This is a genomic window from Actinoplanes sp. NPDC023714 (assembly GCF_040639855.1).
Taxonomy (GTDB): domain Bacteria; phylum Actinomycetota; class Actinomycetes; order Mycobacteriales; family Micromonosporaceae; genus Actinoplanes.
Map to the genome: position 1 here is coordinate 31692 of NZ_JBFAAR010000018.1, position 20511 is coordinate 52202.

The following is a 20511-nucleotide window of genomic DNA, read 5'->3' on the forward strand; positions in this document are numbered from 1 at the left end:
CCCGCGGTCATTCTTACGGGATAGCGGCCGCGTCGGTTCGATCACGTCCACGTGTTGAGCAGGACGCTCAGATCGCGCGCCTTCCGGCCGATGGCTTCGCTTGTGACCCGCATTCTCGGCGTGCCCGCCTATCTCGGTGTGACGGGCGCGTTGACGGCTGCCATGCCGGCGGCCTCGCCGTCCGGGCGCCATCTGCTCATGGTGCTCGTGTCGGTCATCGCCGTGATCCCGGTGCTCGCCGTCATCCGCGGGCTGCCGCCGGCCGAGCGCCGCCCGTACGCGCTGTTCGCCTGCGGGATGGGTCTGCTCCTGCTCAACAACCTGGTGGCCTGGCTCGCCGGCCTCGCCATCGCCGCGCCCGGGAATCCGCTGGTGGCGGCCGGCCACGTGGTTCTGCTGGTGGCCGCGGTCTGCCTGGTGCTGCGGCGCGGCCGCAACGACGTCGGCGGGCTGATCGACGCCGCCGTGGTGGCGATCGTGGTGGCGGCGATCCTGTGGAGCGCGCTGCTGCAACCGGGCCTGAACGCGGCCCGGATGACGACCGGGCGCCAGACCACGGTGCTCGCCACGGTTCTGCTGCTGGCCGGGCTGCTCGGCGCGCTGGTGCGCCTGGTGCAGATCGCGGCGGACCGGTCACCCGCGCTGCTGACCCTCGTCGCCGCGGTGGTGTTCGACCTGGCCGCCAACGCGGTCACGATGCTGGCGGCCGGCCCGGACGGCTCGGCCTCCCCGCCCGGCGCCGAGATGCTCTTCATGATCTGCTACTTGCTGGTCGGTCTCGCCATGATGCTGCCCGGCGCGTCCCGGCTGGCCGAGGCCGGCCCGGGGCCCGCGGAGCGTCCCTTCCGGATCCGGGTGTTGTTCCTGACCGTCGCGGTCACCGTGGTGCCGATGGTCTCGGCGATCCGCGAGTTCCTCGGCGTACGGGGCGACACCGCGCTGCTCACCGTCGGCAACCTGCTGATCGTCGTGCTCGTGGCGATCCGGGTGGCCCGGCTCGCCGAGCAGCGGGAGATCGCCGAGGCGGCGATGCGCCACCAGGCCACTCACGACCTGCTGACCGGGCTGCCGAACCGGGCCGAGCTGTGGCGCCGCCTCGACGCCGCGCTGGCCGCCGGGCCTTCCGTGGTGCTGCTCTTCTGCGACCTCGACGGGTTCAAGGCGGTCAACGACCGCCTCGGCCACCTGGCCGGCGACCGGCTGCTCACCGCGGTGGCGGCCCGGCTCCGGGAGGGGCTGCGGGACGGCGAGACGGTGGCCCGGTACGGCGGCGACGAGTTCGTGCTGATCTCCGCGTACCCGGACGCCGAGGAGCGGCTGACCGGGCACGTGCGGGCCGCGGTCGCCGCGCCGGTCCCGATCGCGGGGGAGCAGGTGCGGGTCGGCGCCAGCGTCGGGGTGATCCGCTCCGACGGCACGCTCGACGCCGACGGCCTGATCCGCCGCGCCGATCAGGCGATGTACCGGGAGAAGGCCGCCGGCCGCGCTGCTTGAGCGGTAGTCGGCGGGGTGGCGTCTGCCGAGATCGGGGCGGCGGTACGCTTCCTGCCATGCCGCGCCGGATACCCCTGCCCGCAGGACTGGGCTGACGTGCGCCGCGGGGAGATCTGGACCATCGGCGACCGTGCCGACCTGCGATACCGCGTGCTCGTGCTCTCCGGGGACTCCTACAACGAACGCAGCAACGCCGCGCCCTTCTGCGCGCCGATCGTGCGCCAGCGGGGCGTGACCGAGCTCCCGCCGTACGCCGTGGCGCTCACCGAGCAGGATCCGATCACCGGTGTCGTGGTGATCAACCGGATGCGCCGGCTGCCCGCGTCGACCGGCGCCGAGCGGATCGGCATGGTGACCGGCGCGAGCATGGCCCGGCTCACCGAGGCGATGCGCACCCTCTTCGAACTCGACTAGACGGATTAGTCCATTCAGGGCATTCGAGGCCCTTGACGTCGTGTCATTGCCCCGAACGCCCGACGCCCGACCGGGTGACCCGTGCGGTGCGATGCCGCAGGCAGGAGGCCTGCCCGGATGATCGGGGGATGCGGCGCGGGCGCGGCCTGGCGTAAGCAGGAACCCAGAGCGGGCGGGGAGGTCGCTGGTGGGTGGTCAGGTGTACGCGCAGGCGCCCGGCGCGCTGCGCCCCGGAGCGGGCGAGGAGCATTCCCGGCTGCGCGTCGAGCGCGCCGTGGGGCTCCTGGCCGGCCGGGCGCGGTGCCGGCTCGCCGAAGCCCACCGGCACCTGCTGAGGATGGCAGCGGGGCAGCGCTGCGATGTGGAGGAGATGGCCGGGAAGGTCATTCAGCTGCTGGACACCGCCCAGGAGCAGAGTGACCTCTCGGCTCTCATCGCCACCCTCGCCCGCTCCGAGACCGGCCGGTCCCGGGCCACGCCGTGGCTCACCACCGTCCAGGGTGTCCTCGACGCGCTGCCCGGCATGTCCGGGTACTTCGTGGCCGAGCGCGACGAGGAGGGCCTGCTCACCGACCTGGTCTGGGCCGCGGCCAGCCCGGGCGCGGTCACCCCGGACGGCCGGCACGGCTGCCAGCTGATCGGGATGCCGGTGAGCCGGCACTATCCGCAGGTGACCGCGGCCGAGCGCTGCGCCGTCTACCAGCGGGTGCTGGACACCGGCGAGCCGGCCGCGCTCGGCCCGCTGCGGATCGGCGAGAATGAATACACCGTGCGCGCCCGGCCGCTCGGCCCCGGCCTGCTGCTGGCCTGGGACCGCCGGGACAACCCGGGCCGGGAGCGCGACCGCCTCGACGGCATGGAGGAGCTCGGCAAGCTCGGCTGGGGCGAGTGGGACCTGGTGAGCGGCGACATCTACTGGTCGCCGCAGATCTACCGGATCTACGAGCGGGAGCCGGCTCTCGGCCCGATCAGCCAGGAGGAGGCGCAGCGGATGGCGGTCGCCGACGACCAGCCGCTGCGGTTCGCCGCGCTGGCCGCGTTCCGCTGCGCCGAGCGCGTCGACCTGATCACCCGGGTCCGGATCGGGGGCCGGATCAAGCACCTGCGTACGGTCGCCGACGCGGTCCGCGACGCCGACGGCCGGCCGTTGCGCATCTACGGCATCGTGCAGGACGTCACCGACCAGCAGGCCGGCGCGGAACGGCTGGCCGCGGTGGAGCACGAGCTCGACGAGCAGCGGCGCACCCTCGCGGCCGAGCACGAGTTCGCCGCCCAGCTGCAGCGGATCATCCTGCCGATCCCGGACGAGCCGATCGAGCTGCCCGGCCTGAAGGCGGCGGTGCGCTACCTGCCGGCCTCCGGGGACGCGCTGGTCGGCGGTGACTGGTACCACGCGGCCGCGCTGCGCGACGGCTCGGTGCTGCTCGCGGTCGGCGACGTGGCCGGGCACGGCACCCCTGCGGCCACCACGATGGCCCAGCTACGGCACGCCCTGCGCGCCCTCTCGGTGGTCACCAGCGACCCGGCCGCGATCCTCGGGCACCTCAACCGGCTCACCTGCGAGCTGGAGCTGCAGACGCCCGAGGTCTCCGCCACCGCGGTGATCGCCCGGTTCGACGCGGCCCGCCGCGAGCTGGTCTGGGCGCAGGCCGGTCACCCACCGCCGCTGCTGAACCGGGGCGGCCGGACCCGGATGCTGGCCCGGCCGCAGGGGCACGTCCTGGGCGTGGTGGAGGGCGCGACGTACACGAACGCGGTCACCGGCTTCCTTCCCGGGGACGTCCTGCTGCTCTACACCGACGGCCTGGTCGAGCACCGGGGGAAGAGCCTCGACGCCGGGCTGGACGCGGTGATCGCCACGGTCGACGAGGCGGTCCGCGCCGCGCCGCTGCGCCCGCTGGCCGAGCTGGTGGCCCGGTTGCGCCGGGCCAACCCGGACGACGACACCTGCATCCTGGCAGCGCGGCCTGCGCCGGCCACCGAGACGAACGCCCACACCGGTGAAGTCGGACGTATAGGGCAACTCGCCCGGGGTACCGCATCAGGATGATCCGGTACGGGGACGAGGTCGCGTCGATGGCCCGGCCGTTGCGGGACCCCGGCGATCTGGAGATTCTGCTGGACCGGGCGGCCGGCGCCCGGGTCGTCCAGATCGGCGAGGCCACCCACGGCACGCACGAGTTCTACAGCTGGCGGGCCGCGCTCACCCGGCGGCTCATCGAGGAGCGCGGCTTCTCGTTCGTGGCGGTCGAGGGCGACTGGCCGGACTGCGAGCGGGTGGACGCCGCGGTGCGGTGCGCGCCGGGCGCGCCGGAGGACCCGCGGGCCGCCCTGGTCCGGTACGACAGGTGGCCGACCTGGATGTGGGCGAACGAGGAGACCGTCGACTTCACCCGATGGCTGCGCGACTTCAACGCGCGCCGGCCCGAGGGTGAGCGGGCCGGGTTCCACGGGCTCGACGTGTATTCGCTGTGGCAGTCGATGCGGGAGATCCTCACCTGGTTGCGCGAGCACGAGCCGGACATGGTGCCGCCGGCGCTCGACGCGTACAAGTGCTTCGAGCCGTACGACGAGGATCCCAACGCGTACGGCTGGGCCACCCGGTTCGTCGGCGCGACCTGCGAGGACCAGGTCGTCCGGATGCTCAGCGACCTGCGCGGACGCGACTTCGGGACGTGGCAGAACGCCGAGGTCGTGCGGGGCGCCGAGGGCTACTACCGGACCATGGTGCGCGGCGGGGCGGACGCCTGGAACATCCGCGACCGGCACATGGACGAGACCCTGGACCGGCTGCTCGACCGGTACGGCCCGGATGCGCGGGCCGTGGTCTGGGCGCACAACACGCACGTCGGCGACGCCCGGGCCACGGACCAGGCCCGGTACGGCGAGGTCACCCTGGGGCAGCTCGCCCGCGAGCGCTTCGGGGACGACGAGGTGCTGCTGGTCGGCTTCGGCACGTACCGGGGAAGTGTGGTGGCCGGACCCTCCTGGGGTGACCACATGGAGGTGATGGCCGTGCCGGAGGCGCGGCCGGACTCGCTCGAGGACGTGCTGCACGCGACGGCGCCGCCCTGCGCCCTCATGGTCTTCCCGGGTGGAAATGACAGACCCGGCCTTCTCACGACCGAATTAGCACATCGCGCGATAGGCGTGGTCTATCAGGCGCACCGGGAGCGGTGGGCGAATTACGTGCCGACGATTCTGGGCGACCGCTACGACGCATTCCTGTGGTTCGACGAGACGCACGCGCTGCGGCCGCTGCACACGATGCGGGTCGTGACCCGCGAGCCGGAGACATTCCCGAGCGGGGTCTGAATGAGGTTCCGCTTAAATGGATCTTCGCTTTGCCGCAACCGGTGAGTCCACATCGGATAGGTGGCCGGGCATCTGTGTCCTCGAATACGGATCCGTCTGGCAGTGATCGGTTTTAGGCTGCCCTCGCGATCGCTTCCCCATCACTTCCAGGGACAGGATGCTCATGAAAATCGTGTCACGCGTGCTGCCGGCGGTTCTTCTCGCCGTCTGCGGCACGGTCGCCACGGCCGCCCAGCCAGCCGCCGCGGCGTCACTGCCGGGGTTGGTGCTGTCGTCCTCGGCCGTCTCCCTGCCGGCCGAGCTGGCGCCGCTCGCGACGGGCCGCCGCGTCCAGTACGTCACCACCGGCGTGACCGGAAATGTCATCACCGCGACCGGTCTGGTCCTCACCCCGAAGTCCGGCAAGAAGAACAGGACGGTCGCCTGGGCGCACGGGACCACCGGGCTCGCCGACCAGTGCGCGCCCTCGGCCAACTACGGCGTCTTCTGGCCCGAGGCCCGCGCCGCGGTCGCCGAGCTCCTCGAGCGAGGATGGACGGTCGCCGCCCCGGATTACCCCGGATTGGGTACGCCGCAGGCCCACCCCTACCTCATCGGCAACAGCGAGGGCCGGTCCCTGATCGACAGCGTGCGGGCCGCGCGCAGCCTCGACGCGGCGCTCTCCCTGCAGTACGTCGTGGACGGGCATTCGCAGGGCGGGCAGGGCGCGCTCTTCGCGAGCCAGCTGGCGCCCTCGTACGACGGGACGCTGGTGCTGAAGGGGACGGCCAGCATCGCGCCGGTCTCGAACACCCAGTACATCATCCCGGAGATCGCGGGCACGCCCGGCCAGGGCTACCTCCCGATGGCGCTCTACGGTCTCGCGGCCGTGGAACCGACCTTCAACCCGAACACGGTGCTCGCCGCCCCGGCCCAGGCCAAGGCCGGGGTGCTCAGCTCGGGCTGCCTCCCCGAGATCCTCGAGACCTACCAGGACTTCACCGCCGCGCAGCTGGTGAAGGGCGGGAACGTGCCGGCCGCCGTGGTCACCAAGATGGCCTCGTACGAGAACCCGGCCCAGACCGCGCCGAGCGCGCCGGTGCTGATCGTGCACGGGGAGGACGACGAGGCGGTGCCGTACTTCCTCTCCACCGACTTCCTGGTGCCGCAGATCCAGGCGTACGGCGTCCCGGTCACCTTCCTCGGCCTGCCGGGAGCCGACCACGAGGAGGCGGTCTTCGAGTCGGTGAACTACGTGGCCGACTGGATCGCCGCCCGATTCGCATGACGGTCGCGTGACTTTCCGGCCCCCCGGGGCCCGGCGGGTGACCGCCGGGCCCCGAGTTCATCAGTGGTGCCGATGGGGTCAGGGAGGCGTCCGGACTCCGCCCCGCGATCACCGATGGCGTCCTACGGTGGTTCTGTGAGTTCGGTGAGCCGGTGGTCCTTCGCGGATCTCAGCGTCAAAATCAAGATTTTGGGTGCGGTCGCCGTGGCCGCCGTCGTGGCGCTCGTCGTGGGCGTCGGCGGCCTGATGTCGCTGAGCGAGACCAGCGCCAAGGCCCAGCTGATCTACGAGAGCAACGTGGCGAGCATCCGGGCCATCGGGCAGGTCAAGGCCGCCGTGATGCAGACCCGCTCGGACGTCGCCAACCAGGCGCTCTCGCCGGACCAGGCGTCGATCACGAAGTTCACCAACGCCGTGAGCGACGACCTCGAGACGTTCGAGGCGGCGATGACGGCCTACCGCGACAGCATGCCGACCGGGAACCCGGACACCATCGATCACCTGCAGACACAGTGGAACGCCTACGTCACGGCCGTGAAGGAGAAGCTGCTGCCGCTCGGCGCCGCCAGCAAGCTGGCGCAGTGGTCCACGGTCCGGGACACGGTGACCATCCCGATCCTGCAGACGATCTACGCCGACGTGACCGACCTGGACGCCGCCGAGACCGCCGACGCCGCCAAGAACGCCGCGGCGGCCCGGTCGAGCTACGAGCAGAGCCGGATCGTCCAGATCGTCCTGCTGGCCGGTGGGCTCGCGGTGGCCCTCGTCATGGCCTTCTACATCGCCACCAAGATCGTCGGGTCGATCGCCGCGGTGCAGCGGGTCTGCGCCGCCCTGGAGGCCGGCGACCTCACCCAGAGGACCGGGCTGACCAGCGACGACGAGACCGGCCGGATGGGCCGCTCGCTGGACGCCGCAACCGCCTCCCTGCGCGACGCGATCACCACGATCGAGGGGTCGGCGGCCTCGCTCGCCGGCGCCAGCGAGGAGATGACCAGTACGGCCGCGCAGATCGCCAACTCGGCGATGGAGGCGTCCGAGCAGTCCGCGCACGTGTCCAGCGCGGCCGAGGAGATCTCCCGCAGCGTCGACACGGTCTCGGCCGGCGGCGAGCAGATGGGCGCGTCGATCCGGGAGATCTCGCACAACGCCAGCGAGGCCGCCCAGGTGGCCGCCGAAGCCGTCAGCCTCGCCTCCTCGACGTCCTCCACGATGAACAAGCTCGGCGAGTCGTCCGCGGAGATCGGCAACGTCATCAAGACGATCACCTCGATCGCCGAGCAGACCAACCTGCTCGCGCTGAACGCCACCATCGAGGCGGCCCGCGCCGGCGACGCCGGCAAGGGGTTCGCGGTCGTCGCCTCCGAGGTGAAGGACCTCGCGCAGGAGACCGCCCGGGCCACCGAGGACATCTCCCGCCGGGTCGAGGCGATCCAGGCCGACACCGAGGGCGCGGTCGCCGCCATCGAGAAGATCTCCGAGGTGATCGGGCGGATCAGCGACTTCCAGACCACCATCGCGTCCGCGGTCGAGGAGCAGACGGCGACGACGGCCGAGATGAACCGCAGCGTCTCCGAGGCGGCCACCGGGACCGGCGACATCTCCCGCAGCATCGTGGGCGTGGCGCAGGCCGCGCAGAACACCAGCCACGGCGTGGGGGAGACGCAGCAGGCCATCGCCGAGCTGGCGCGGATGTCGACGGACCTGAACACCCTGGTGTCGCGGTTCCGCGTCTGAGAGGGATCAGAAGGCGTAGCGCACCCGGAGGTAGGGCGTCCGCTCGGCGATCAGGGCGGTCAGGGCGTGCACGTAGGCGCCCTTCGCCCCGGTGCGGTAGCGGACGTTCAGGTCGCCGTTCTGCGACCGTTTCACCTGCTGGAGGTCGGGGCGCCAGAGCAGCTCCTCGGCCTTCGGGTGCCAGCCCAGGTTGACCTCGTGCAGGTTCCGGTTGTGGGTCAGGAAGATGATCTCGGCGGCCAGCTGCCGTTTCGCCTTCTCGCCGAGGCCGGCGTCCAGCTCGTCGAGCAGCTCCCGCCAGTCGTCGAGCCAGCCGTCGCGCACCACGACCGGGCTGAAGTTGACGTGAACCTCGTACCCGGCCTCGACGAAGTCGTCGATCGCGGCGATCCGTTCGGCGATCGGGCTGGTCCGGATGTCGAGCACCTTCGCGTCGGCCTGCGGCATCAGCGAGAAGCGGATCCGGGTGCGCTGCTGCGGATCCCAGTCCAGCAGGTCGCGGTTGACGTGCTTGGTCGCGAAACTGGCCTTCGCCGTGGGCAGCGCCCGGAAGAGCGTGACGAGGTCCCGGACGTTGTCGCTGATCCTCGCGTCGAGCGAGCAGTCGGAGTTCTCCCCGATGTCGTAGACCCAGCTGACCGGGTCGCACTCGTTGGCCTCCGGCTTGACGCCCTGCCGCCCCACGTGCCGCCCGAGATAGCCGGTGATGCGCTCGATGTTGGCGAAGACCGTGATCGGGTTGCTGTAGCCCTTGTGCCGGGGGACGTAGCAGTAGGCGCAGGCCATCGCGCAGCCGTTCGCCGTGGAGGGGGCGATGAAGTCGGCGGACCGCCCGTTCGGCCGGGCCGTCATCGTCTTCTTCACGCCGAGGACCAGGGCCTCCCGCTTGATCCGCACCCAGCGCCGCACGTTCGTCTCGTCGCCGTACAGCTCCGGGATGCGCTGGTGGCTCTCCACCTCGACGATCGTGGCGTCCGGGTAGCGGCTCAGCACCTCCTTGCCGCGCGGCAGCTCGGCGGCGGCCGGTTCGAGGTAGATGCGCTGGATGTCAAGAATTTCCCCCACGCCCCGATTCTCCCCGATCCGGCCGCCGCCGCCCACCCGCGGTGACCTAGTAGCGGCACCTCAGCACGGCCAGGCTGTGCCGCATCACGCCCATCTGGCTGCCCGCCTTGAACGTGCGGCGGCGGCCGGCCAGCAGCGGGTCGGCCGTGTTCGCCACGACCTCCCAGGTGCGGCCGTAGTCGCGGCCGGGCACCGTGAACGACACGTCCTCGTCGAGCGGGTTGAAGAGCAGCAGGAACGAGTCGTCCTTGATCTCCTCGCCGAGGGCGTCGCGCTCGGGGATGCCGTGACCGTTCAGGAACACCGTCATGGTCATCCCGCCGCGGGTGTGCCAGTCCTCGTCGGTCATCACTTCGCCGTCGCGGCGCAGCCAGGCGATGTCCGGCAGCTTCGAGTCGCCGGCCGGCTCACCGGTGAAGAACCGGCGGCGCCGGAAGATCGGGTGCTGGGCGCGGAGGGCGAGCAGCCGGCGGACGAAACCGGTCAGCACGTCGAAGTTGCGCGAGTCCTGCCAGTCCACCCACGAGATCGGCCCGTCCTGGCAGTAGACGTTGTTGTTGCCCTGCTGGGTGCGGCCCAGCTCGTCGCCGTGCGCGATCATCGGCACGCCCTGGCTGAGCAGCAGCGTGGTGAGGAAGTTGCGCTTCTGCCGCTCGCGCAGCATCACCACGTCGGCGTCGTCGGTCGGGCCCTCGACCCCGCAGTTCCAGGACCGGTTGTGGCTCTCGCCGTCCCGGTTGCCCTCGCCGTTCGCGTCGTTGTGCTTCTCGTTGTAGCTGACCAGGTCGTTCAGCGTGAAGCCGTCGTGCGCCGTGACGAAGTTGATCGACGCGATCGGCCGCCGGCCGTCGTCCTGGTAGAGGTCCGAGCTGCCGGTGAACCGGGACGCGAACTCGCCGAGGCTGGACGGCTCGCCGCGCCAGAAGTCCCGGACCGAGTCCCGGTACTTGCCGTTCCACTCGGTCCAGTTGGGCGGGAAGCCGCCGACCTGGTAGCCGCCGTCGCCGACGTCCCACGGCTCGGCGATGAGCTTCACCTGCGAGACCACCGGGTCCTGGTTGACCAGGTCGAAGAAGGCGGCCAGGCGGTCCACCTCGTGGAACTCGCGGGCCAGGGCGGCGGCCAGGTCGAACCGGAAGCCGTCGACGTGCATCTCGGTCACCCAGTACCGGAGCGAGTCCATGATCAGCCGCAGCGACTCGTGGTGCCGGACGTTGAGGCTGTTCCCCGTACCCGTGGTGTCGTAGTAATAGGACTTGTCCTGATCGACAAGCCGGTAGTAGGCCGGGTTGTCGATCCCCCGGAACGACAGCGTCGGACCGAGATGGTTGCCCTCGGCGGTGTGGTTGTAGACCACGTCCAGGATGACCTCCATCCCGGCCGCGTGCAGGGCCTTCACCATGGCCTTGAACTCCTGGACCTGCCCGCCGATCCCGCCGAAGGACGAATACCCGTTGTGCGGCGCGAAGAAGCCGATGGTGTTGTAACCCCAGTAGTTGGAGAGGCCCTTCTCGACCAGCCCGCTGTCGTGCACGAACTGGTGCACCGGCATCAACTCGACAGCGGTCACGCCCAGGCTCTTGAGATACTTGATCATCTCGGGGTGAGCCAGCCCGGAGTAGGTGCCCTGGACGTCTTCCGGGATCGAAGGGTGCTGGACCGTCATGCCCTTCACGTGCGCCTCGTAGATCACCGTCTCCCACATCGGGATCTTCAGCGGCTTGTCGTTGCCCCAGTCGAAGAACGGGTTGATCACCACGGACTTCGCGGCGAACGGCGCCGAGTCGGCGTCGTTGTACGAGCCCGGATCGCCGAAGTTGTACGAGAACAGCGCCTGGTCCCAGGTGAAGTCGCCGTCGATCGCCTTCGCGTACGGGTCGAGGAGCAGCTTCGACGGGTTGCACCGCAGCCCCCGCGACGGGTCGTACGGGCCGTGCACCCGGTAGCCGTACCGCTGCCCCGGCACCACCCGTGGCAGATAGCCGTGCCACACGAGTGCCTCGCGTTCCGGCAGGTCGACGCGGGTCTCGTTGCCGTTCTCGTCGAAGAGGCAGAGTTCGACGCGGGTCGCCGCCTCCGAGAAGATCGCGAAGTTGGTGCCGCCGCCGTCGTATGTCGCACCCAGCGGATACGGGTTGCCAGGCCAGATTTTCATGGCCCCAGACTGCCCAAATACCTCCGCCGGGAAAACAACCGCCGATGTGAGCAACATCCTCCTGCGGGTAGAACTGCGGACGTGCCCCGCCGCTACCTCGTCCTGGCCATCTGCTGCATGAGCCTGCTGATCATCAGCCTCGACGTCACGATCGTGAACATCGCGCTGCCCGCGATCCGGGCCGAGCTCGGCGCGTCGGTCTCCGGCCTGCAGTGGACCATCGACGCGTACACCCTGGTCCTCGCGAGCCTGCTGGTGCTGGCCGGCTCGACCGCCGACCGGGTGGGCCGGCGCCGGGTGTTCCAGATCGGTCTCGCGCTGTTCACCTTCGGCTCCCTGCTGTGCAGCGTGGCGCCGTCGCTCGGATGGCTGATCGCCTTCCGGATGGTCCAGGCCGTCGGCGGGTCGATGCTCAACCCGGTCGCCATGTCGATCATCACGAACACCTTCACCGAGCCGAAGGAGCGGGCCCGGGCCATCGGCGTCTGGGGTGCGGTGACCGGTTTCAGCATGGCCCTCGGCCCGCTCGCCGGCGGCGTCCTGGTGCACGCGTTCGGCTGGCGCTCGATCTTCTGGATCAACGTGCCGGTCGGGATCGCGGCGTTCCTGCTGGCGTGGCGCTTCATCCCGGAGTCGCGCGCCGAGCACCCGCGCCGCCTCGATCCGGTCGGGCAGGTCCTGGTGCTGGTCATCCTGTCGGCCACGACGTACGGAATCATCGAGGGACCGAACGCGGGCTGGACGTCCCCGCAGACCTGGGGTTGCTTCCTGCTGGGGATGGCCGCTCTCGGCGGCCTGCTGTGGTGGGAGCCGCGGCGCACCGAACCCCTCATCGAGCTGCGGTTCTTCCGCAGCGCCCCGTTCAGCGGCGCCACCCTGATCGCGGTCTGCGCCTTCGCGGCCCTCGGCGGCTTCCTCTTCCTCAACACGCTCTACCTGCAGGAGCAGCGCGGGCTCTCGGCCCTGCACGCCGGCCTCTACACGCTGCCGATGGCGCTGATGACGGTGATCGCCTCGCCGCTCTCCGGCCGGCTCGTCGGGGCGCGCGGCACCCGCCTGCCGCTCACCGTGGCCGGCTCCGCGATGGCCCTCGGCATGCTCCCGCTCACGCAGGCGGACGCCACCTCGCCGGTCTGGCAGCTGGTGATCGGCTACCTGCTCTTCGGTCTCGGCTTCGGCATGGTCAACACCCCGATCACGAACACCGCGGTCTCCGGCATGCCGCGTGCGCGGGCGGGCGTCGCGGCCGCGATCGCCTCGACCAGCCGGCAGGTGGGCAGCGCGCTGGGCGTGGCGGTCATCGGCGCCGTGGTGGCCTCGGCGGTGGCGCCCGCCGTGGGCTGGTGGATCCTCGTGGGGCTCGGCCTGGCGGTGCTTGCGCTGGGGCGTTTCTCGACAGGCCGTTGGGCGCGGGCCACTGCCGAGCATGTGTACGAGGAGAGAACAGTCCCCGCCTAGGCCTCGACGCAGAACACGTTGCCTTCGGGGTCGGCCATCACCGTCAGGTCGCCGGGCGTCACCACCGTGGCGCCGAGCGCGCTCAGCCGGGCCACCTCGGCCGGCACGTCGCCGCCCGGGGCGCGCAGGTCGAAGTGCATGCGGTTCTTCGCGACCGCGGGTTCCGGCACGCGCTGGAACCACAGGTTGGGGCCGCCCCAGCCGGGCGCCTCGACGTACGCCTTGCCGCTCGTGGCGCCGGAGTCCAGCTCGCCACCGAGCGCCGCCGCCCAGAACCGCGCGACCACGAGGGCGTCGGCGCAGTCGAAGGTGATGCTCTTGACGTACGTCAGTGTTCCGCTACCGACCGGTACCACTCGATCTTCTCCCGTACTCGCTTCTGCTCGAGCCGCAACTGGGCGACCTTCTCGTCGATCTCGCGATCATGCTCCTCGAGCAGCGCCGCGCGCTGCCCCGCGGTGTGGTCGCCCTCCTCGAGCAGTTCGGCGAACCGGCGCAGCCGCGCGATCGGCATCCCGGAGTCGCGCAGGCAGCGCAGCAGCCCCAGCCGGGACAGGTCGTGGTCGGAGAAGACCCGGCGGCCGACGGAGTCGCGCTGGACCCCGTTCATCAGGCCGATCTTCTCGTAGTAGCGGATCGTGTCGATGCTGACCCCGATCCGGCCGGCCGCCTCGCCCGGTGTGTACGGCATGGAATCTCCCCGTGGATGCTTGACCTGGAGCGCGCTCCAGGCGACAGGGTAACGGGCATGGCAACCGATATCACGATCGTTCTCGGCGCCCTGGCGCTCGGCACCCGCATCGACGAGGCACAATCCTTCGACCTGCTCGACCGCTATCGGGAGCTGGGCGGGGAGTGGATCGACACGGCGAACAACTACGCGTGGTGGATGCACCCGAGCGGCTTCGGCGGGCAGAGCGAGACCGTCATCGGCCGATGGCTGGACCGGCGGCCCGGCGCCCGGGAACGGGTCCGGCTGAGCACCAAGGCCGGCGCCGAGCCGACGGTCGCCAACGGGTTCCCCGAGCACGTCGAGGGGCTGTCGGAGAAGGCGCTGACCACCGCGCTGGACCGGAGCCTGGAGCGGTTGCGGACCGAGAAGGTCGAGCTCTACTGGGCGCACATCGAGGACCGGGCCACGCCGCTGGAGGAGACGGTCACCGCTCTGGGCGGATTCGTGGCCCAGGGGAGAGTCGACCGGCTGGGCGTCTCGAACCACCCCGTCTGGCGGGTGGAGAGGGCACGAGGCATCGCTCGGAGCAGGGGCCTCGAGCCCTACACGGTCCTCCAGCTCCGCTACTCCTATCTCCAGCCACTGCCGGGAGTGAAGCTGCCGCAGAGCGCCCACGTCCACGCCACGGCCGAGACCCTGGAATACCTGGCGAGCAACGACCTCGGTCTGTGGGCCTACAACACCCTGCTCGACGGCGGCTACACCCGCGAGGACCGCCCGCTGCCGGACGCCTACGACCACCCCGGCACGACGCGGCGCCTCGCCGTCCTCGACGCGGTCGCGGCGGAGACCGGCGCGACCCGCAACCAGGTCGTCCTCTCCTGGCTGGCGGGCGGCCCCCGGCGGATCGCGCCCATCGTCGGCGTCACCACGATCGCCCAGATCACCGAGGCGATGGGCGCCCGCGACGTGATCCTCACCGAGGACCAGCGCCGGCGCCTGGACGAGGCGGCCTAGGGGGCACCGCGACCCGGCGACATCGACGACTTTCGCAATTGATCGACTTCGATTGTGGATGTTCGGCCCATGTCGCCGGGGCCCGTCCGGCTGATCGGATGGCGGGGTCGGTAAAAGGCCGTCCAAAAAGGAGGTACCGTGCGCACACCATCCCGTGCGTCGGCGGCATCCACAACAGCCCTCGTCGCGGCGGTGCTCGTGCTCACTCCCGCTACGGCGAGCAGCGCGGCTCCCGCAGAGCCACCCCGGACCGCCCGGGTCCACGACGACCATGACCATGACCACAGCAGGGACAACCGCCGCGGCAGCCTCGCGCCCACCGCGGCGCAGCGGGAGGGCGCGGCCGAGTCCGGCGCGCTGGTCCGCTGGAATACGCTCGGCACCCCGGCCGCGCTCACGTCCACCGCGGCGCCGCTGGCCGAGGGCCTTCCGGCCGAGCCGGTCGCGGCCGCCCAGGCCTACGTCGCCTCGCACCTCGACGTGCTGGGCCTGACGCAGAGCGGCGCGGACGCCCTCGAGGTGCTGACGAAGCAGCAGCTCGGCGAGGGCGCCGTCGTCATCCTCCGGCAGCGCTTCGGCGACCTGGTGGCCGGCCGCGACGGCCTGCTCTCGGTCGGGGTGCGCAACGGGGAGGTGTGGAGCGTCAGCTCGTCGCTGGCCCGGGACGGGGCCGCGCCGGCGCCGGCCACGCTCAGCAAGGCCGACGCCGAGCGGATCGCCGCCTCCGACGCCGGTCTCACCAGCCCGACCGTCCTCGCCACCGAGCTGGTCGCCGTGCCGACCCCGGAGCAGGGCGCCCGCGCCGCCTACCAGGTCACCCTCGGACAGGACCTGACCGGCGCGGACCCGGTCGCGTACACCACCTGGGTCGACGCCCGGGACGGCGCGGTGCTGGTCAGCGACAGCATCGTGGACGCGGACAGCGACAACCCGGAGTGGGACGTCTTCCCGAACTCGCCGCGCACCGACCACTCGTCGGCGGACACCCGCAGGACGTGGTGCCAGTTCCCGTCCCGCCGCTGCGACGAGGTCGTCGGCACCCCGGCGTCGCCGATCGGCTGGGACGTCGACCCGGCCACCGACCAGCCGACGTTCACGACCCGCGGCAACAACGCGATCGCGGTGGAGAACTGGAACTCGAACGACCCGTTCACGGTCGGCACCGAGACCGCCACCCCGCGCCCGGACCGCGACTACCGGTACCGCTGGACCAACCAGTGGTTCAAGGAGCAGTGCGCGCCCACCGTCTTCACGACGCCGGCCGAGAACGACATCGACGCGGCCCGGGCCAACCTGTTCGCCATGCACAACCGGATGCACGACTGGTCGTACCACCTCGGCTTCACCGAGGAGACCTGGAACATGCAGGCCGAGAACTTCACCGGGGCAGGCCTCGGCAACGACTACGAGCAGGGCAACGCGCAGGCCGGTGGCATCAGCGGCGGCCCGCCGGACTTCGCGGCCCGCAACAACGCCAACCAGATCACCCCGCCGGACGGCGAGGCCCCGATCACGAACATGTACCTGTGGCAGCCCATCGCCGGCGCCTTCTACGGGCCCTGCGTGGACGGCGACTACGACATGTCGGTGATCGCCCACGAATACACGCACGCCATCACGAACCGCATGATCGCCGGGCCGAACGCGGGTCTGAGCTCGCCGCAGGGCATGAGCGAGAGCTGGTCCGACCTGCTCGCGATCGAGTACCTCTACGAGCACGGCTACATGCCGAAGGGCAGCAGCGCCTACACCATCGGCGAGTACGTGACCGGTGACGGCGGCGCCGGCATCCGCAACTTCAACATGAGCCGGAGCCCGCTCAACTACAGCCACGTCGACTACGACTTCGTCGGCCTGCAGGTGCACGCCTCCGGCGAGGTGTGGAGCGCCGCCAACTTCGACGTCCGCTCCGCGTTCATGAAGCGGTACGGCACCGGCAGCGCGGCCCTGCAGAAGGCCTGCGCCAACGGCAAGGTCGCGGTCACCAAGTGCCCGGGCAACCGGCGCTGGATCCAGCTGGTGTTCGACTCGTTCCTGCTGCTGGCGAACTCGGCCAACAGCCAGGTCGACGCCCGGGACGCGCTCATCGCCGCCGACCAGGTCCGCTTCGGCGGGAAGAACCAGGACATCATCTGGAACGCGTTCGCGAAGCGCGGCCTCGGTGAGGGCGCGGCCAGCAACGGCGCCGGCGACGTCAACCCGACGCCGAGTTTCGCGTCGCCGTACGCGAACGAGTCCACGGTGAGGTTCCGGCCGCTGGACGAGCACGGCAAGGTCGTGGCGGGCGCGAAGCTGTTCGTCGGTGACTACCAGGCCCGCGCGGTCGCGGTCGCCGACACCGACCCGGCCACCGCCCTGCCGGACACCGTCGACCTGGTCGCCGGGAAGTACTCGTTCATCGCCCAGGCCCCCGGCCGCGGCGAGGCGCGGGTCACTGCGACCGAGTTCCGGGCCGGCCACGACCGGACGCTGTTCGTGAAGATGCCGACCAACCTGGCGTCCGGCACGAGTGGCGCCACGGCGACCGGTGACGGCGTCAACCTGACCGCCCTGATCGACGACGACGAGGCGACCAACTGGGCGTCGCTCGCCGCCCCGATCGCGGGCAAGGGGGTCAGCGTCGACCTGGCCGGCGACCGGCAGCGGATCAAGCGGGTGCAGGTCAGCGCCATGCTGCGCCCGGCGATCACCGGTAACGCCGACCCGGCCGCGCAGAGCCGGTTCTCGGCGCTGCGGCAGTTCAAGGTCCTCGCCTGCACGGCGTCGGCCGCGAACGACTGCGCCGACGCGGCCGACTACCGGACCGTGTACGTCAGCAAGCGGGACGCGTTCCCGTCCGGCAACCCGCGCCCGCGCGCGCCGGAGCTGATCGTCCGGGACTTCGACATCCCGGACACGACGGCGACCCACCTGCGGGTCGAGGTCGTGACCAACCAGTGCACGGGCGGGCCGGCCTACGCCGGTGAGCAGGACGCCGACCCGCGGGCCGCGACCGACTGCTCGACGGCGAGCCCGCAGGCGCAGAACGTGCGCATCGCCGAGTTCCAGGCGTACGCGCGCTAGAAGATTCCTCCTGCCGGGGCGGACCACCCTCCCGCCCCGGCAGGATGGACCTCATGAGCCTGGAAACGATCGCGGTCACCGGCGCCACGGGACAGCTCGGCGGGCGGGTGGCCCGCCGCCTCGGTGCTGCCGGCGTACCCATGAAGTTGCTGGTGCGAGACGCGGCGCGCGCGCCGCAGCTGGCCGGCGCCGCAGCGGTGGTCGCGCCCTTCGCCGACGGACCCGCCGTGCGCGAGGCGCTGGACGGCGTGCGGACCGTGCTGATGGTGTCGGCGTCGGAGACCGAGGACCGGGTCGAGCAGCACCGGACGTTCGTCGACGCGGCGGCGGACGCGGGCGTCGGGCACCTCGTCTACATCTCGTTCGCGGGCGCGTCGCCGGACGCCACCTTCACCCTGGCCCGCGACCATCACGCCACCGAGCAGCACATCCGCGCCCGCGGCATCCCCGCGACGTTCCTGCGGGACAACCTCTACGCCGATTTCCTGCCGCACCTGGCCGGCGCCGACGGCGTGATCCGTGGGCCGGCCGGCGACGGCCGGGTGGCCGCCGTGGCGCAGGACGACATCGCCGACGCCACCGTGGCGGTGCTGCGCGACCCGGCCGCGCACGCCGGGAGCACCTACGAGCTGACCGGCCCGGAGGCGCTGAGCCTCGGCGAGATCGCGCGGATCCTCGGCGTCACGTACCACGACGAGACGATCGAGGAGGCCTACGAGTCCCGGGCGGTCTACGGCGCCCCGCGCTGGCAGGTCGACGCGTGGGTCTCCACCTACCTGGCCATCGCGGCCGGCGAGCTCGCGGCGGTGACCACGCACGTGACCGACCTGACCGGCCGGCCGGCGACCGGAGTGGCACAGCTTCTGCGGGTGTGACTGTTCCCTTATCCGGGCCGGGGTGTTACGCAGAGGCATGGAACCCGTGCCCCTGCCCCGGCTCCACTTCTCCCCGCGTGCCGCCGGCGTCGGCGAGGTCTACGGCGTCACCCGGGAGGACGGCCGCTACCGGCTGTACTACGCGATCGCCGGGGGCGGCGGTCTCGGCCGGGCGGTCTCCGACGACCTGGTGATCTGGTGGGAGCAGCCGGTCGCGGACAGCCCGGGGGAGTGGGGCTGCGGCTCGGTGGTGACCGGGCCGGCCGTCTACTTCACCCGTACCCCCGGCGCCGTCGATCGTGCGGTGAGCGGACCTCCCGGCTGGACCACCAGCCGGGTCCTGGACGCGGGGCCCGGGCTGCGCGACCCCTACGTGTGGAGCGAGGGCGGCGAGTGGCGGATGCTGCTCGCGGCCGCCGACCGGATCGTGCAATACCGGTCCAGCGACCAGCGGACCTGGGAGTTCGTCTCGGACCTGACGGCCTGGGAGGGCGCCCGCTGCCCGCAGCTCTTCCCGCTCGGCGGCGCCTGGGTGCTGCTGGTGGCCGGCTCCTACGCGGTCGGCTCCTACGACGGCCGGACCTTCGCGCCGCACCACCGGGGCGTCTTCGGGCACGGCGGCTTCGAGCACGTGGTGACCTTCCCGGACGCCGCGGGGCGCCGCTGCGCGCTCGCGCGATTGGGTGAGGCTCTCAGTCTTCCCTGGATTCTTTCGGTACGGGCGGAGCGCCTGCTCGCCTCGCCGCACCCCCACCTGGACCCCTACCTGATCACCGGGGCGGCCGGCCTCACCGCGGCCGGCGGCGAGGTCCGCGACAACGGGGAGCTGATCCTGCGCATGCCGCCCGGAGGCGAGACCCTGGTGCTCGCGGACGCCGACATCGTCGAGGTGACCGTCGAGGGGGTGAGCGGCCTCGGCGCGGCAAGGCGCAGCATGCCGGGCTCCTCCGGGCTGCGGATCGCCCGCTTCGCCTAGAGTCTGTGGTCATGGGGGATGACCTGGAGCGTTTCGTACGGGCACAGGACGGCGTGTACGACCGCGCCCTCGCCGAGATCGTCGACGGGAACAAGCGCAGCCACTGGATGTGGTTCGTCTTCCCGCAGATCGCCGGGCTCGGCAGCAGCCCGACCGCCCAGCAGTACGCGATCCGTGACCTGGCCGAGGCGCGGGCGTACCTGGCCCATCCGGTCCTCGGGCCGCGCCTGATCTCCTGCGCCACCGCCGTGCTCGCGCACCCGGAGAAGTCGGCCACCCAGATCTTCGGATACCCGGACGACCTGAAGCTGCGGTCGTCGATGACGCTGTTCGCCCGGGCGGCCGACGATCCGGCGATCTTCACCCGGGTGCTGGACGTGTTCTACGACGGACCGGACGATCGGACGCTGCGCCTGCTTGACGTGCAGGGATAGTCTCCGGGCATGTACCGCGAGCCGCACATGCGGGTGTCCGACGCCGACCGTGAGGCGATCGTGGCCCGGCTCAACCAGGCGACCGCCGAGGGGCGGCTCTCCATCGAGGAGTTCAGCGAGCGGACCCGGCAGGCCTACGCGTGCCGCACCTGGGGCGAGCTGTCCCGGGTCGTCTGGGATCTGCCGGCGCCCACCGGGAGCCATCCCGTGGTGTACGGCCGGACCGCGCCGCCGCCTCCCCGGCAGAACGGCGGCGCGCCCCTCGTCTCCCTCGTCCTCGGCATCCTGTCCCTGCCGGCCACGGCCTGCGTGCCGCTCGGCCCGGTGCTGTCGATCGCGGCGATCGTCAGCGGCGTGATCGGGCTGCGGTCGCCGCTGAACCGCGGGATGACCTACTCCGGCATGGCGCTCGGCGGGCTCGGCCTGATCGCCCAGATCGTGGTCATCCTCTACGTCGCCTTCTCCACGGTGGTCTAGAGCGCATCTGACGGATCATCACGGATGACTGTGGTCGATCGTTGGCGTGTTGTGGCTGGTGATCTGACTGATCAGGACTGGGAGCGGCTGG

Annotated in this window: 17 protein-coding genes; 13 read left to right on the forward strand and 4 right to left on the reverse strand. The window is 71.4% G+C overall.

Annotated elements, in window-relative coordinates; translation table 11 throughout:
• Positions 1–102 precede the first annotated feature (102 nt).
• From AB0G10_RS42015 to AB0G10_RS42040, 6 genes are all read left to right on the forward strand, one after another.
• A complete protein-coding gene (locus tag AB0G10_RS42015) occupies positions 103–1494 on the forward strand; it encodes a GGDEF domain-containing protein (RefSeq protein WP_360935794.1) in 1392 nt (463 codons plus the stop codon).
• A gap of 15 nt (positions 1495–1509) precedes the next feature.
• Positions 1510–1908, forward strand: coding sequence for a type II toxin-antitoxin system PemK/MazF family toxin (locus AB0G10_RS42020; protein ID WP_360935797.1), 399 nt, complete (start codon positions 1510–1512; stop codon positions 1906–1908).
• 187 nt (positions 1909–2095) lie between these two features.
• Positions 2096–3958, forward strand: a complete 1863-nt coding sequence (locus tag AB0G10_RS42025) for a SpoIIE family protein phosphatase (protein WP_360935800.1) — start codon at positions 2096–2098, stop codon at positions 3956–3958.
• Positions 3955–5223: an erythromycin esterase family protein gene (locus AB0G10_RS42030; RefSeq protein ID WP_360935803.1), complete on the forward strand. Its 1269-nt coding sequence runs from the start codon at positions 3955–3957 to the stop codon at positions 5221–5223. Before AB0G10_RS42025 ends, AB0G10_RS42030 begins: the two co-directional genes overlap by 4 nt.
• 163 nt (positions 5224–5386) lie before the next feature.
• Positions 5387–6490, forward strand: coding sequence for an alpha/beta fold hydrolase (locus AB0G10_RS42035; protein ID WP_360935806.1), 1104 nt, complete (start codon positions 5387–5389; stop codon positions 6488–6490).
• A 135-nt stretch (positions 6491–6625) separates the two neighbouring features.
• Positions 6626–8227, forward strand: a complete 1602-nt coding sequence (locus AB0G10_RS42040; RefSeq protein ID WP_360935808.1) for a methyl-accepting chemotaxis protein — start codon at positions 6626–6628, stop codon at positions 8225–8227.
• 6 nt (positions 8228–8233) lie between these two features.
• Here AB0G10_RS42040 and AB0G10_RS42045 read toward each other — a convergent pair whose 3' ends face one another.
• Together AB0G10_RS42045 and glgX are read right to left on the reverse strand one after the other, a co-directional pair.
• Positions 8234–9292, reverse strand: a complete 1059-nt coding sequence (locus tag AB0G10_RS42045; protein WP_360935811.1) for a spore photoproduct lyase family protein — start codon at positions 9290–9292, stop codon at positions 8234–8236.
• 46 nt (positions 9293–9338) lie between these two features.
• Positions 9339–11447 (reverse strand): glycogen debranching protein GlgX, encoded by a 2109-nt coding sequence (gene glgX / locus AB0G10_RS42050; protein WP_360935814.1) that lies wholly within the window; start codon positions 11445–11447, stop codon positions 9339–9341.
• Between the two features lie 81 nt (positions 11448–11528).
• Between glgX and AB0G10_RS42055 the strand changes: the two genes are divergently transcribed.
• On the forward strand, positions 11529–12905 hold the full coding sequence (locus AB0G10_RS42055; RefSeq protein ID WP_360935817.1) for an MFS transporter: 1377 nt from the start codon (positions 11529–11531) through the stop codon (positions 12903–12905).
• Here AB0G10_RS42055 and AB0G10_RS42060 read toward each other — a convergent pair.
• Together AB0G10_RS42060 and AB0G10_RS42065 are read right to left on the reverse strand one after the other, a co-directional pair.
• The gene (locus AB0G10_RS42060; protein ID WP_360935820.1) at positions 12902–13261 is read right to left on the reverse strand and encodes a VOC family protein; all 360 of its coding nucleotides are present in this window, start codon (positions 13259–13261) and stop codon (positions 12902–12904) included. The genes AB0G10_RS42055 and AB0G10_RS42060 overlap by 4 nt on opposite strands.
• Positions 13234–13596, reverse strand: a complete 363-nt coding sequence (locus AB0G10_RS42065) for a MerR family transcriptional regulator (protein ID WP_360935823.1) — start codon at positions 13594–13596, stop codon at positions 13234–13236. The genes AB0G10_RS42060 and AB0G10_RS42065 overlap by 28 nt, the downstream gene beginning before the upstream one ends.
• Positions 13597–13653: 57 nt before the next feature.
• Here AB0G10_RS42065 and AB0G10_RS42070 point away from each other — a divergent pair, with 57 nt between their 5' ends.
• From AB0G10_RS42070 to AB0G10_RS42095, 6 genes are all read left to right on the forward strand, one after another.
• Positions 13654–14595 (forward strand): aldo/keto reductase, encoded by a 942-nt coding sequence (locus tag AB0G10_RS42070; RefSeq protein ID WP_360935826.1) that lies wholly within the window; start codon positions 13654–13656, stop codon positions 14593–14595.
• 138 nt (positions 14596–14733) lie between these two features.
• Entirely contained in the window at positions 14734–17658 is a 2925-nt protein-coding gene (locus AB0G10_RS42075) for a M36 family metallopeptidase (protein ID WP_360935829.1), read from the forward strand.
• A gap of 53 nt (positions 17659–17711) precedes the next feature.
• Positions 17712–18533 carry an SDR family oxidoreductase gene (locus tag AB0G10_RS42080; protein ID WP_360935832.1) on the forward strand — a complete coding sequence of 274 codons (822 nt, stop codon included), beginning with the start codon at positions 17712–17714 and terminating at the stop codon, positions 18531–18533.
• A gap of 37 nt (positions 18534–18570) precedes the next feature.
• The gene (locus AB0G10_RS42085) at positions 18571–19509 is read left to right on the forward strand and encodes a hypothetical protein (protein WP_360935835.1); all 939 of its coding nucleotides are present in this window, start codon (positions 18571–18573) and stop codon (positions 19507–19509) included.
• An 11-nt stretch (positions 19510–19520) separates the two neighbouring features.
• On the forward strand, positions 19521–19943 hold the full coding sequence (locus tag AB0G10_RS42090; protein ID WP_360935838.1) for a DUF1810 domain-containing protein: 423 nt from the start codon (positions 19521–19523) through the stop codon (positions 19941–19943).
• Positions 19944–19952: 9 nt separating this feature from the next.
• On the forward strand, positions 19953–20420 hold the full coding sequence (locus AB0G10_RS42095) for a DUF1707 domain-containing protein (RefSeq protein WP_360935841.1): 468 nt from the start codon (positions 19953–19955) through the stop codon (positions 20418–20420).
• Positions 20421–20511 lie beyond the last annotated feature (91 nt).